Raw genomic sequence first — 15,067 nt, 5'->3', positions numbered from 1 at the left:
CACCCCGGCGCTCGGGCCGGCCCCGTACCCGGGCCGCTCAGTCGAGGCAGAACTCGTTGCCCTCGATGTCCCGCATCACGATGCAGGACTCGTTGTACTCATCGGCGAGCAGCACTCGCTCAAGTGTCGCGCCGAGCGGGACCAGTCGGTCGCACTCGGCCTGGAGCGCGGCCAAGCGCTCCTCGCCCTCCAGCCCGGTGCCGACCCGTACATCGAGGTGCACCCGGTTCTTGACGACCTTGCCTTCGGGAACCCGCTGGAAGTACATGCGCGGGCCCTCCCCCGACGGGTCACCGCACACGAACCCCGCTCCCTGCCGCTCCGGCGGCAGGGAGCGGTCGTACTCTCCCCACGTGGCGAACCCCTCCGGCGGAGGCGGTACGACATATCCCAGTACCTCGCACCAGAAGCGGGCCACACGCTCGGGTTCCGCACAGTCGAAGGTCACCTGGAATTTCTTGATCGTTGACATCGGCGCACCATAGCAGGGGACCGGTTTCGTGCTATGTGGATCCGGTGCCCGTACGAGCGGGCGACGGCGTCACAGGACCCCCGTCAGACGGGCCGGACGGGTCGGCCGGGTCGGCCTGTCCGGGCATTCCGTCGAGTCCGGGTTCCGGGGCCGGGTGTTCGAGGGCCGAGTCGGCGCTCTCGCCGAGGAAGCCTCCCGACTGGTGCTGCCACAGCTTGGCGTAGGCGCCTTTCGCGTCGAGGAGTTCCTCGTGGGAGCCCTGCTCGACGACGCTTCCGTGGTCGAGGACGACGAGCCTGTCCATTCCGGCGACGGTGCTGAGCCGGTGGGCGACCACGAGGGCCGTACGTCCGTCCATCAGCCGCCACAGGGCGTCCTGGACGAGGAGTTCGCTCTCCGAGTCCAGCGCGCTGGTCGCCTCGTCGAGCAGCAGGATCGGGGCGTCGCGCAGGATGGCCCTGGCGAGGGCGACGCGCTGGCGCTGGCCGCCGGAGAGCTTCACGCCCCGCTCCCCCACCAGGGTGCCGAAGCCGTCGGGGAGTTGATCGGCGAACTCCGTGACATGCGCGGCGGCGGCAGCGGCGCGGATCTCCGCGTCGGTGGCGCCCGGCCGGGCGAACGCGATGTTGTCCCGGAGGCTGCGGTGGAACATGGCGGGTTCCTGCGGGACGTAGGCGATCAGTGAGCGCAGATCGGTCTGGCGCAGTCGGCTGATGTCCTGACCGCCGATCAGGACGCGTCCGGCGTCGATGTCCGACATCCGCAACAGGAGCCGGGTGAGTGTGGTCTTGCCGCCGCCGGACCTGCCGACCAGACCGATCCGCGCGCCCGCGGGGACGTCAAGGTCGAGCCCCTGGAAGATCGGCTCGGCGCCCCCGTGCGCGAAGGTGACCACCTCGAAGCGGATACCGGTGTCCTTCGGCGCGAGCGGTTCCGGTTCCACCGGGTCGAGCACGGTGGGCGGATCCAGCAGCAGTTCGGTGAACTGCGCGGCCTCGGTCATCGAGCTTTCCAGACGCCGGTAGATCTGGTTGAACTCGAACATGATCTGGGTGGCGTTGGAGTAGTAGGTGAAGGCGACGACGATCTCCTCCACGCCCTGCCCCGAGCCGCCGAAGGCGATGGCGACCAGCAGCCCCAGCACATTGGTCAGTACGGACATGGGGGCGATGAGGGTGTCGACGCGGAGGTTGCCGTAGTCCCACGACCGGAGTGTCAGGCGGCGGGAGTCCGCGACGCGGCTGCGGTGTTCGTCGGCCTCCCGGGTCTCGGCCGCGAACGCCCGGATGGTCTCCATGTTGACGAGGCTGTCGGCGACATGGCCGGAGACCCGGGCGATCGCCGCCTCACGGTCGTTGACGAGCCTCTGCCGGCGGCGGATCAGCGGTGTCGCGGCCACCACGGTCAGCGCGATCATCACCAACAGGCCGACGACGAGCATCGGTTCGTAGCTCCACAGCACCACGGCCCCGAACAGCAGGGGGACGACACTGCCGACGATCCGGTACGTCACCGTGTCGACGAAGTCCTCGAAGCGCTTGCCGAAGCTCAGCACCCGCTTGGTGAGGGAGCCGGCGAAGTTGTCGTGGAAGAACGCCGCGTCCTTGGCGAGGAGTTCGTCCATACCGCTCACGTACAGGTGCTCCATGCCGAGGGCGTCCACGCGGTTCAGGCAGTGCTGCCCGACCCGCCACACGGCCTCGGCGAGCAGCAGCGTCACACCGAAGCCCAGCACGTACGGCAGCGCCGAGGCGAGGGTGAGACCGCCCTTCTCGGCCGTCTGGCCCGCCAGTTTGGCGATGAGCAAGGGGGCGACGTAGCGGATGCCGATGTTGCCCACGGCCGGCAGCAGCAGCGCGGGCAGGGCCAGCCGTCGTAGTCGGTGCAGTTCCCTGCCGTAGTGGCGCAGCGCAAGAACGACCGCGCTCCGGCCCGGCGTCGGTCCTCGCGTCTCTGATGTCCCCATCACACTCCCGGAAGTTCGGAAGTCGGAAGTGTCCCGTCGAGGGAGGCCCCCAGTCCACACATTTACGGCGGAACGGCGATAACCGGACACTTTCACCCGTTCGGCGTAAGCGGCGACCGGACCGCGGCGGCGCTCGGCCCACAAGGCTCGGCGGTCGGTCCACAGGACTCGGGGCGCTGTCAGTGGCGGCTGGCAGTATCGGGCACATGACGGACACCACGGCATTCGACTGGCGGTCGTTCCTGCTCGGGTGGAGCGGGGAGTGGGCGGATTCCCTGCCGGACGACGAGACACGCGACGAGCAGGACGAGGCCGCGCGCCGGGCGCGGTGGCTGGGCTTTCCGCCCGCTCCGGAGGAGCGGATCGCCGCCCTGGAGGAGCGTCTCGGGCGACGGATGCCCCCGTCGTACCGGGAGTTCCTGAAGGTCAGCGACGGCTGGCGGCACGCGGGCGGGTTCGTGTGGCTGCTGGCGGGGACCCAGGACGCGCGCTGGCACGCCGACGAGTCGGGTCTCGCGGAGATGTTCGAGGAGCAGCTCGACGAGGACGCCGGGCCCGAGGAGCGGCTGGAGGTGGACATCTGGCGGCGCGGTCTTCAGCTCGACGTCACGTCCGACATCACGCATGTCCTCATGGATCCCGAGGACATGGACGAGGACGGCGAGTGGGCCGTGTACACCTGGGCGAGCTGGCGCGCCGCGCCGCCCGAACGGCACGCGAACTTCCGGGAGTTCATGCGGGACATGCACCGGGAGTTCCACAACCTGCGTGTGGGCCGCAGCGACGGGGAACCGGAGTTCGTCAACGACACGACACGCAGGCTGGACGCGCTGCTGGAAGAGGGCCGGCTGGAGGCGCTGCGCGGCGAGTGGGAGCGGGCCGTGCGGACGCTGGACGAGGCCAAGGCGTACGGCAGACCGCGGGCCGCCGCGCTGGGCGACCAGATACGCCGTCTGCTCGGCGAGACCTACATGGTGCACTTCGACGGACTGGCGACGGACCCGACGTATGCTTCCGAGCTGCTGCCGGCGCTGGTCGCCGAGCGGGCGGCGCACTCGCACCGGGACGACTCCACGCTGAGGTTCCATCTGCGGGGCGCCGACGACGACTTGGTGTCGCGGGCCCATGCGACGCTGGACGAGGTGCGGAGCAGAACGTACCGGTATACGGCGGCCGGGCCGTTCGGGGCGGCGGTCGAGCGGGCGCGGGAGCTGGCGCGGTGGGGTGACTGCGACGGGGCGTGGCGGACGCTGATGGACGGCCTGCCCTTGTGGGAACCGCTGGGGCCGGACCATCTGGCGCCGCTGGGATGGGTGGCCGACCCCGTGCTCGGGCCGCTGCTGACGGCGGAGCGGGGCCGCGAGTTGCTGTCCACGCCGAGGGGCGGGCAGACGGGCGAGGCGCCCCGTCCGGCCGCCGACCACGACCCGGCCGGTCTGGCGTGGCTCGCGGAGCCGGACCCGGGTCACAACCGCAGGTCCTACCGGTTCGTCCTGGTGGAGGGGGTGCCGCCGGAGGAACTGCCCGCGCGTCTCACAGAGGGGAGCGGGAGCGGAGCCGGCGGCAGGGACGGGGACGGAGTCCACGGCGAGGATGGCGGGGACGGCGGCAGTGACGGCGCCTCGCTGAGCGGGCCCTTGACCGCCTGGGAGGCGCGCCGCAGGTCGCTGGAGAACAGGCGGGAGTTCTCGTCCTTCGACGACAGGGCACTGATGGCGGTCGGGAGGGCCGGCGCCGACTGGAGCTTCGCCTTCGACGGCGAACCGGCCCCGTTCCCTCGGGAGCGGCTCGTCTCCCCGGCCGTGGGCGCCGGCGCCGGCACCCGCTCGGTGGTGGTGTGGTGCGGTTTGAGGGCGGCCCACAGGGAGCCGTTCTTCCACCTTTCGGTGGCGCGGGACGGTGCCGAGCAGTACGCGTTCACCTACACGGACGGGGAGGTCCGGTCGAGCGGGGCGATACCGCCGGCGCTGGATCCGACCCGGTTCTTCGGCGCCGTGCCGGTCGGGGCCGACGTGGAGCGGTCGCTGCTGGAAGCGGTGAGCGGGGAGTTCGGCGTGTCCCTGCCGCGCCACGCGATCCTGCGCGGGCGGCTGCACACCTTCACCACCCGCTCCTGGACGCGTCCGCCGAGGGACGGCGAGACGTACATGGTGATCCGGGTGGGGTGAGTCAGACGTCCGGTGCCGTGGCCCGGAGGCCGGCGAGGACCACGGTGACGATGCGCTCCGCGTCCGCGCGCGTGAACGGACGCATGCCGCGATTGACGATGAGATGCACCGGGCCGGAGATCATCTCACCGAGGAAGGAGCTGTCGACCGGCGGGAGTCGGCTCGCCGCGTCTGCGTCAGGAGCCTCGGGATCTCGCAGCCCTCGCCGACGAACCGTTCGGCGACGACATGCCGTGGCTCACCACTGACCTCGGCGAGCGTACGCAGCCGGACGCCGGGGGCGACAGCACAGCCGCGCATCGCCAACAGCGGCCGTACTTCACCGATTCGTGCCCGGTTCCCCACCACACCGACCATGATCAACGTTCACGGCCCTCGACGTGTCAACGCCAACCATGCACAAGCTCGTCAGGAACGCGGAACACGGCAGGCACAGCCAGCACACACCGGCTGGCTGTGCCTCCTTCATGAACAGCGCAGGTAGAAAGACACCTACTCAGCTGACCAACAAGTTCGTCAGCAGTGGGCCCCATTTCAGCAGACCGGAATCGGGTTCGAGGATGGACTGGTGGTCTTCGTCTTCGGCGACGAAGAACGAAAAGTTGGTCAAGTGACCGTCCCAGCCCAGCGCGTCCTCGCGGCCCAGCTCCGCCACTCGGGGCGCGTGCGTCGCGGATGACGCGATCACGAGCGTCTCGATGTCGAGACTGCCCCGCGTCGGCACGGACGTCAGGACATCACAACGACGGCCGGCCGTCTCGACAGCCTTGAGTTGCTTCGCGTCGGCGAGCAACTCGTTGAACGCTTCCTCGCCGAAGGCTTTCAGCATTTCGTCACGCATCGACTCGGCGGATCCCGGTCGTACGAGGATCTCCGTCGAGTTTTCCGAACCGGCAGGCATGGCATCCACGATCACCAGGGGGCCGACGCGTTCCCCTCGGGAGAGAAGCTGGCGCGCCACCGCGAACATGATGTGCGCGCCGTACGACCAACCCAGCAGCTCGTACGGTCCGGCCGGCTGGAGCCCCTGGATGACGTCGGCATAGGTCGAGGCGAGGTCGTCGAGGTCATCGAACTCGACGTCCAGGCCGATGATCGCCGGATCATCGATCCCGACCAGCCCGACCCCGTCCGGAAGGTATCTCGACAGTTCCGAGTACATGGACGAGGCGCCGAACTTCGGGTGCGCGCAGAACAGAGTGCGGCCGTTCAGGGACTGAGCGAATCGGGTCGCGATCGCGGTGATGTCGACCTCGGGATCGGCGCCCGGCCGCAGCTTCTTGTCGACCACCGCACTCAGTTCGCCGATCGTCGAAGCGGTGATGACGTCCCGCATCGCAATGTTCACGGGGAACGCGCGATTCATCTGCGACGCGAGCCGCATTGCCGCGAGCGAATGCCCGCCCAGCCGGAAGAAGTCGTTCGCGGCGCCCAGGACCAGTCCCTCGTCGAGGTCGAGCACGGCACGGAAGATCGCGGCCACCGCAAGCTCCGTCTCCGACTCCAGTGCCCGGCCCGCGCTGACTCCGGACGCGGCCACGTCGGCCGCGGGCAACGCTCGGCGATCCAGCTTGCCGGTCGGGGTGAGGGGGAAGGACTCCACCGGGACAAGGGCTGCCGGGACCATGTAGTCAGGCAAGTACCTGGCCAGATGGTTGCGCAACGACTCACTGATGTCGCGGTCCGCGGTCGTGCGGTAGTAGGCGGCCAGTTGTAGCCCCGTGGCATGCTCGAAGGCGACCACTTCGGCGCGCGTCACCTCGGGGAACTCCTGCACCACGTCCCGGATCTCGTCCGGTTCGATGCGATAGCCGCGGATCTTGATCTGCTCGTCGGCGCGACCGAGGTAATCGATCATCCCGGCTTCGTTCCACCGGGCGAGATCTCCGGTGCGATACATGCGTTCCGCGGGTTCCCACGGGCAGGCGACAAAACGTTCGGCGGTCAGCGCGGACTGGCCCCAGTATCCGCGCGCGGTTCCTTCGCCGGCCAGGTAGAGCTCGCCGGCGACACCGGGAAGGGCGGGTTGCAGGTTCTCGTCGAGGATGTAGGCCCGGGTGTTGAAGATCGGCGTCCCGACACTCGAGTCGGTGCTGTCGGCCAGGTCGGCGCCGAGGGCGTTGATGGTGTACTCGGTGGGTCCGTAGAGGTTGTACGCCTCGACTCCGGGGGCGCCGCGCAGCTGCTGCCACAGCCGGTCGGGGACGGCCTCGCCGCCGAGGGAGACGAAGACGACACCGGGCGCGTCGGAGGACACGGACCGGCCGGCCGGCCGGTCCCGATCGAGCAGCCCTTCTTCGACGAGCAGTTGCCCGTAGGACGGGGTCACGTCGAACCCGTCCATGCAGACCTCGTCGTAGTGCGCCAGCAGCCGCTGATGGTCGCGTCGCATCTCCTCGTCGATGACGTGCACCTCGTGGCCGTTCAGCAGCCAGAACAGCTGCTCCCACGAGGCGTCGAAGGAGAAGGACGTCGTGTGCGCGATCTTCATCCGGCGCCCGCGCTGGTGGTCCACCACCCGGTCGAAGATCTTCTCCACGTGGTTGACGTACATGTTCGTCAGTCCGCGGTAGCCGACGGCGACTCCCTTGGGCCGTCCGGTGGTTCCCGAGGTGAAGATGATGTACGCGAGGTTGTCGAGCGAGACCTCCCCGCCTCGTTCCGCTGCCGTGATCGGAGCTGTTTCGGTCTGCGCGAGGCGATCCACCGTCGTCGTGGAATCCAGGTTGATCACCTTGCCGACTGCGCCGGTGAGCCGATCCACGTCGCGGTCGGTCACCAGAGTGACGGTCGGTTCAGCGACCTCGATCATGTAGCCGATCCGTTCGTCCGGCAGTTCACTGTCCACCGGGACGTAGGCGGCTCCGATGGCGAACACCGCGAACATCGCGATGACCGTGCGCTCGTCGCGCGGCAGCAGCAGCGCGACCCGATGCTCCGGGCGCACTCCCTCGTCGAGCAGAAGTCGGCCGTAGCGGTTCACCTCGGCGAAGAACTCCGCGAAGGTGAACCGGCGATCGCCGGCGACCAGCGCCGTCTCCGATCCGGACAGCCGCACCTGCCGGTGCAGCAACTCGGCGACCGTGACCGGTTCGATGTCGCGGACGAGATCAGCGGCGATACCCGTGTGCGGGGCGGTCTCGTCCGGCAAGAGGGCGGACAACGTACCAGCGGGCTCGTCAAGCCGGTGAGTAAGAGAGACGAGCACTTGGACGTAGCGCTTGAGCAACAGCTGCGCGGCCGGGGCATCGAAAACGTCCCGGCGGTAGGACAGGCGCACGTGCACGGTCGCCGCTCCGTCGCGTTCTTCCGGGTCGACCGCGAACGTCACTGGGTAGTGCGTCGCGTCATCGACCTTTGCGTCGACGACCTGCAACCCGGCTGTATCTGGGCCCGCAGCCGTGCCCAGCGGCACGTTCTGCACCACGAACAGCGTGTCGAACAGAACAGGAACGCCTGCATTGGTCTGGATCTGTGTCAGAGCGGCTTGCGGATGGTCGATGACGAGCAGTTGCTCGGACTGGACGCTGGCGAGCAACTGCCGATTCGTTTGGAACGGGGGCAGACTCACCCGCATCGGGACCGTGTTGAACAGCAGCCCGATGATGCGGTCGGCGTCGGGCAACGACGGCGGCCGACCGGAAACCGTGTTACCGAATACGACGTCGTTGCTGCCGGTGAGCCGGCTGAGCGCGATCCCCCAGGCGGTCTGCAGCAAGGTACCCACCGTGACCTTGGCGTCTCGTGCGGCGGCGAACACCATCGCGGCCTCTGCGGGGCTGAGATCGAGGTGAAGTTCACCGGTCTCGCTCTGTGCGTCACCGAGGTCGACGAAGTCAGGGCACAGCAACGTCGGACCGGCCAGTTCCGCGAGGTAGCCGTCCCAGGCGCGATAGGCGGTAGCGGGATCCTGGTCGTCGACCCAGTCCAGGTAGGAGCGGAAAGACGCCGGTCGCACGCGATCGACGTATCCGTCATCGGCGTAGATGCTGAGGATTTCGGCGAACAGCGCGTTGATGGACCAGCCATCCAGCAGGATGTGCTCGAAACTCATGACCACTGTCCACGCCTGGTGGCCGTGTTCGAGCAGCGTGAATCGGATCAGAGGCGGGACCTCGAAGTCGAACGGCTCACCTCGCTCGGCCGCCAGGAACTGCTCCACATCGACCCCGCGGCCACCCCACTCGTCCAATCGGATGGCCCGCACCGGGACTTCGACACCGGACGGGATCACCTGTACGTCCCCGGGAGGGACGAACGCCGCCTGGAGATTGGGGTACCTCTCCATCGCACTGGCGATGGAGGCCGTCATCCGCTCGGGGTCGAGATCTCCCGCGATCTGCCGGGTGATCTGCGAGACGTAGGTGTTGTGGTCGTCGGATTCCTGGGACCGCAGCAGGTGATAGAACAATCCGCGCTGCAACGGGGCAAGCGGAAGGATCTGGGCGTCGTGCCCGTAGCGGGCTCGGATGGATTCCTCTTCGCCGGGCGTCAATGTGACGCGGTCGGCTCGACGCAGAGTGAATGCCTCTCGACGCTCGCGGCCGGGGGCAGGGGCAGGGGCGCCGGCTCCGGCTCCGGCAATATCTTCAGCGATGGCGGCGGCCAGTGCCTCGGTGTCGACATCAACGGTGTCCGCCGACTCCACCCGGACGCGGACGACGCAATCGCCGGGCTCACGATCCGCGACGAGGACATGGATGTCGAGTCCGTCCTCCGGTACGCCGACACTCGCGGCAGGCTCGGTGATCCGCTCCGCGTGGCTGCGGAACACCCCTACCCGGATCCGTGGGATCGGAAGATCATCGAAGAAGCGGCTGAACCGGGGGTGTCCGGCGAGCGAGGCGTATTCGGCCGCTCGCTCCGGGCTCAGCGCGATGACATCACCATCATCAAGCAGCACGGGGAATCCACGCGTCATCAGGGGACCGTCGGACTCATGGAACTCCACGAGCAGATCACCTTCAGTGATCTCGGCCAAGGCCTTGTCCACGGCCGTCAGCACAACGGACCGCAGAGAGGTCTCGGAGGTCTCGGAGGTTTCGTCTGCGGCGGGAGCCGCTCGTCCAGCCGTGACGCTTGATGCTTCCGATGCTTCCGATGCTTCGGAAGACACCGAGTCGCCGCGCTGCGGCAGCACAGTGGCGGTCGCATCAGCGAGCTGATCTACCCAGTCCTCCCAGAACGGATCGTCAAGGACAGCCGCCAATTCGTCGTCCTTGTATCCGGACGCGGCCCGAGTGGGTGTGACGACGACCATCGGAATTCTTGCCTGATAGGCGGTGACCAGCTCGGTGAGCTTCTCCCTGACCGCATCCAGCAACTCGGGATTGCCGGTCTCGGCGACCAGTTCACCGGCGCCGTTGTCGCGGATCGCCAATCGCAGGGCGAGGCTTGCTCCCGAAAGGGCGTGACTGACGTGATCGATCGCCGCCCGCCAGAACGGAGCCGCACTGATGTCGAAATCTTCGAGCGGCAGCTGGAAGCGGCGAATGTCACCGACGTTGTCGACGGCTTCGGTCCGGCTCTCGTCGCCGGCACGCACGATCTGGGCGAGTTGCTTGACCGTCAGATCCGGGTGCCGCGATCCAAGTACAAGGAAGCGCGCTGTCTTCCGCAGCAATCGTGATGTGGTTTCCGCCGAGAACAACTCGCGGGCCGCGTTCAGATTCATTCCGAATGCGCCGCCGTCAAGTCTTTCGATACTCGACACGAGATCGAACAGGGCGGGCTGAGATGCCAGCGGGCCATCCGCAGTGGTCGAGGCGTAGTTGGTGAGCGGCGACGCCGCATCTGAATCTCCACCGCGATCCACGTAGGCGGCCATCACCTGGAAAAGCGGACTGATCCCGACCTGCCGCGGCGGGTTCACCGCCTCGACGACGCGCTCGAACGGAACGAGCTTGTGGTCAGCGGCTTCGAGCATGCGATTGCGGCAACGGAGCAGCGTCTGCGCGAACCCGGTCGCCGCGTCGATATCGGCGCGCACCACGACGGTGTTCACGAAGTACCCGATGAGGTCCTGCAACTCGGGCTGGTCGCGCAGACTGGCCGGGGTGCCGATAGGCACCGTATCGCCGGCACCTTCGTCCCAGAGCGCCAACGAGAATGCCGCAATCAACGCCTGCAGCGGTGTTGCCTTGTGCTCGACCAGGAATTCATCGACCGTGGCCGTCTCATCGCTCGTGAGGGACGTGGTGGCAGGTCGGATGGTTCGCTCTTCGGATCCTTCGCGTGGTTGGTCGAGGGGCAGGACGGTTTCCGTCGGGAGATCCGACAGCATGTCCTGCCAGTACCGCAGGTCCGATTGATAGCGAGACTCCGGATCTCTCCGGCTGCCCAGCACATGTCGCTGCCAGACCGCGAAGTCGGCATACTGGATCGGCAAGGGCGCGACCTCGGTGGAATTACCGGAAGCCGCTTCGAGATAGAACTTGTTCAACTCGTGAACAAGGATCCCGAAGGAATCCGCATCGGTAACTATGTGATGCCCGTAAGCAATCAGCACATCGCCATCGGAATGGCGCAACAAATGAAACTTCAGCCCGAACTCGGAGGTGAAGTCAATTGGCAGTGCGGCAACCTGAGCGATCTTGTCGCTGAGCAGCTCAGGACCGACGTGTTCGACCTCCAAAACCTTGGTGTCGTCGTCGGGTTCCGCACAGATGACCTGGCGGAGCGATGAGGTCTCCTCATCCGGCACGAGGATCGTACGCAAGATCTCGTGACGAGCGACTATCCGGCGTACCGCCGTTGCCAAAGCATCCACATCGAGCCGCACGCCTGCTTGCAGCACGATTTCAGTCCGATAGATCGGACGCCCTGCGATCTGCTCCGTGAACCAGAGCGCTTGCTGTCCGTACGAGACGGGCAGCGGGGTTGGGCGTGGCAGTTCGCCGATTCGCGTGCTGGACGTCTCGGTGGTAGCGGTGGCATCGGTGCTGGTGTCGGCGATTCGGGCGAGTTCGCTGATGCGGGGGTGGTCGAAGACATCGCGCAACGTGAGAGCCGCGCCGAGCAGTGCCTTGGCGCGCGCGACGACTCGTGCGGCCAACAGCGAGTGCCCACCCAGGCGGAAGAAGTCGCTGCCCACTCCGAGATCGGCATCGTCGGCGAGGTGCAGTACGTCGCGGAAGATGCCGGCGAGGGCGATCTCGGTGGCGGTTTGCGGTGGGCGTCCATCGGCTGCGCCTGCGGTCAGGTCTGGTTGCGGCAACGCGTGGCGATCGAGCTTCCCGTTGGCGGTGACGGGGAACCGGTCGAGGTGTGTGAACGTGGTGGGGACCATGTGGTCCGGCAGCGATCGTGCGAGGTGCTCGCGGAGTGCGTCGGTCGGCACCGCGTCCGTAATGCTGGTCGTGGTGCTGGTCGTGGTGCTGGTCGTGGTGATGTACGCGGCGAGGTACTTTCCGCCGGCGGGATGGTCCAGGGCGATGATCGCGGCACCCGACACTGCCGGGTGCCGTTCGAGGACGGCGCGGATTTCGGCGGGTTCGATCCGGTGTCCGCGAATCTTCACCTGGTCGTCGCTGCGGCCGAGGTACTCCAACTGCCCTTCGGAGTTCCATCGCACGACATCGCCGGTGCGATACAGCCGCGCGCCGTCGTCACTGAACGGATCAGCCACGAATCGGTCAGCCGTCAGACCCGGACGTGCGACGTATCCGTCCGCGAGTTGCACTCCACCCAGGTAGAGCTCACCTGCCACACCGACCGGCACCGGGCGCAGCCACGCGTCAAGAACACGTGCTGTCGTGTTCGCGACCGGTGCACCGATCGCGGTGTTCCCGGTGTCGGTGATGATGGCCGCCGTGCCGTCGCCGGTGACCTCGGTCGAGCCGTAGAAGTTGTGGAGTACCGCTTGCGGTGCGGTCGTTCGCATGGTGGTCGCGGTGCCCGGGGTGAGTGCCTCACCGGAGGAGATCCAGGACCGGATCGTGGCCAGTGCTGTGGGTGCGTCGTCATGGCGGACGAGGACGTCGGCCAGACTGGGCACGGTCAGCAGATGTGTGACACGGTGTCGGGCGATCGTGTCGAGCAGGCCGGCTGGATCTTGCGCGGCTTCCGCGGACACGACCACGATCCGGGCACCGGCGATCATCGGCCCGAACAACTCGGTCACGGCATCGACAAAACCCACACCGCTCTTCGACAGCGCCACACTGTCCGGCCTGTAATCCAGTACTCGCTGACCCCATGCGAGGCGGTTGGCGAGTGCACGGTGCGTGAGGGCCACGCCCTTCGGGTTGCCTGTCGTTCCTGAAGTGAAGATCACCACGGCAGCGTCGAGGTCGTTCAGCGGCCGGGCCGGAACGGGGACGGTTTCCTGACCGGCAGCCAGCCGTCGCTGTACTTCGTGGTCGTCGATCCGCAGTGCCGGTGCGCGATGTTCACCCAGTACGTGTTGATGCATTTCTGTGGTGAGTTGATCGGTGATGACCAGCGCAGGTGCGGCGTTGTCGAGGATGTGCTTGACGCGCTCTGCGGGATATCCCGGATCGATCGGCACGTAGGCCGCTCCCGCGCGCATTACTGCGGTAAGTGCCACGACCAGGTCCACTGAGCGCGTCATGGCAATCGCGACACGGTCCCCTACCCGCACGCCCTCATCGACCAGGAGCTGGGCAAAAGCGTTGACCCGCGCATCGAACTGACCGTAAGTGAGTTCGCTACCGTCGTCGGCGACGACCGCGACCGCGTCCGGATCAGCCGCGACCCGACGGCGCACCAGCGCATCCACTGTCGTCGGCGCGATATCAATCGTCTCGCCTTGCGCCCACGACAGATCCGGGCCGTCGGTATCGGGCGTGAATCCGGTACTCAATTCGTGCAGAGTCTGGGCCGGGGACCCGTCGAGAACGGCGTTGAGAAAACGGCTGAATTGCTCGGCGTGCAAGAACGGATCGCTCGTGGCGGAGCCCGTGGACAGCTCTAGCCGGATTCCGGATTCGGGGGTGCGATAGATCGCGAGGTCGAGCGATCCGACCGGGCCGGTGCTGATCGTTTCGGAGACCGCGTCGATGCCGCCCAGGCGCGGCGTTGATTCGAAGAGTCTGATGTTGATCGTCGGGAGCGTGAGGTACGAGGCTTGGCCGCTCGGCCACAGACGCGCGATCTGGTGATCTTCGACAGTCGTGTGACGCCGGGAAGTCTTCAGTTGGTTCGCGACGATCTCGAGGACATTTCCGAAGGTGTGGTACGGGCTGATCTCGGTGACGACCGGGATCGCCCTTGAGATCGCGCTCGGTGTTTTCAGCGATTCGCGGTCGTCGCGCAGCATCAAGGGAACCCGGACCGCTACACAGTCACGACCCTCGACCAGAGCGGCGTAGACGCCCCACAGCGCGATCAGGGAATCGGTCCAGGAGACCCGTGCCGTGCGGGCGGACTGCTGAACCTTCGAGTAGGTGTCGTCGGGTATCGGGACGACAACTGGTTGACTTGAGGATACGAAGACCTCGGACAAGTCCTCCACGTTCTCGTGGCCGGCGTGCTCGATTCCGAGGATGCCACTCCAATACGCGGCACCTTCTTCGGTCCTGGAATCGCCGGAATTCTTGGCGTCCATGACGTTCTTCATGCTGCCGAACCAGCGGTCCGGGACCGAATCACCGGCCTGCTGTGCGGAGTAGACCTCGGCGACGCGGCGGATGAACAGAGAAATGCTGTAGCCGTCGACGAGCAGGATGTTGGTGACCAGGATCCATGCCCAGGTGCCGTTCTCGCGACGGACAAGGGTCGAGGTCGTCGTCGGTTCCCCGGCGGCAGTGACTGGTACTGCGGTGAGTTGCCCGCGGGCCAGTACCCGGATCTGATCATCGCCGTGGCCGGCGTCGACGATCTCTGTCGTGAGTGTCGTGGAGTTGTCGACGTATTGAAAAGGGACACCGTCGTCGTCGCCGAAACGTACCCGCAACGCGTCGGTCTCCGCGAAGACAACACTGACCGAGGACGCGAACAGGGCCGGATCGACCGGGCCGTTCAGCCAGATCAACTGACCCGCGCAAAATACCGAGGACTCAGGGGCAAGCCTCCGAGCCACCCAGTTGCCTCGCTGGCTCGCGCTCAACTCCACACGATCAAAAGCCGTCAACGGAAGCCACACCCACTTCTCTTGAGACCAGATCGAGCCGAACCGAGGCAACGATCACTAGAACCTCAATGAAGGGTAGGCTAACCTTGCCCCGTGCCACCACCCATCCCGGCACCCGACCGAGGAGAAGGCTCCATCAGGTACGACAACCGCCCCGCGACAACGGCCTGTTGGAGTTCGATCCCGGACAGGTCGTTCCAGGAAGACGAAGTCTCCGGAGCACGGCAGCAGCGAGTGTGGGTGGCTGCGGTGCTCACTCAGCACACCGACATCCTGCTGCTGGGCACGGACCGGGGGCGGCCATGAGGAACGCCTCGCACTCCGACCCGTCGGGGCTGGGGCGGGGACCTCTGACCCGTCGTCTGCCT

General features: G+C 66.9%; 6 protein-coding genes. 1 reads left to right on the top strand and 5 read right to left on the bottom strand.

The window, feature by feature from the left end:
* Positions 1 to 37: 37 nt before the first annotated feature.
* Positions 38 to 472, bottom strand: coding sequence for a VOC family protein (locus F9278_RS45275; RefSeq protein WP_152173497.1), 435 nt, complete (start codon positions 470 to 472; stop codon positions 38 to 40).
* A 31-nt stretch (positions 473 to 503) separates the two neighbouring features.
* A complete protein-coding gene (locus tag F9278_RS45270) occupies positions 504 to 2,438 on the bottom strand; it encodes an ABC transporter ATP-binding protein (protein WP_152173496.1) in 1,935 nt (644 codons plus the stop codon).
* 206 nt (positions 2,439 to 2,644) lie between these two features.
* Here F9278_RS45270 and F9278_RS45265 point away from each other — a divergent pair, with 206 nt between their 5' ends.
* Positions 2,645 to 4,606: an SMI1/KNR4 family protein gene (locus tag F9278_RS45265; protein ID WP_152173495.1), complete on the top strand. Its 1,962-nt coding sequence runs from the start codon at positions 2,645 to 2,647 to the stop codon at positions 4,604 to 4,606.
* A gap of 1 nt (position 4,607) precedes the next feature.
* Here F9278_RS45265 and F9278_RS48385 read toward each other — a convergent pair whose 3' ends face one another.
* From F9278_RS48385 to F9278_RS45250, 3 genes are all read right to left on the bottom strand, one after another.
* Positions 4,608 to 4,730, bottom strand: coding sequence for a hypothetical protein (locus F9278_RS48385; RefSeq protein ID WP_264300202.1), 123 nt, complete (start codon positions 4,728 to 4,730; stop codon positions 4,608 to 4,610).
* A complete protein-coding gene (locus F9278_RS45255; RefSeq protein ID WP_193242121.1) occupies positions 4,727 to 4,954 on the bottom strand; it encodes a hypothetical protein in 228 nt (75 codons plus the stop codon). Before F9278_RS45255 ends, F9278_RS48385 begins: the two co-directional genes overlap by 4 nt.
* 148 nt (positions 4,955 to 5,102) lie before the next feature.
* On the bottom strand, positions 5,103 to 14,675 hold the full coding sequence (locus F9278_RS45250) for a non-ribosomal peptide synthetase (protein ID WP_193241930.1): 9,573 nt from the start codon (positions 14,673 to 14,675) through the stop codon (positions 5,103 to 5,105).
* Positions 14,676 to 15,067: the final 392 nt, after the last annotated feature.

Source organism: Streptomyces phaeolivaceus, assembly GCF_009184865.1.
In the GTDB taxonomy this organism is placed as follows: Bacteria; Actinomycetota; Actinomycetes; order Streptomycetales; family Streptomycetaceae; genus Streptomyces; species Streptomyces phaeolivaceus.
This window is presented reverse-complemented; position numbering and strand designations above follow the sequence as displayed.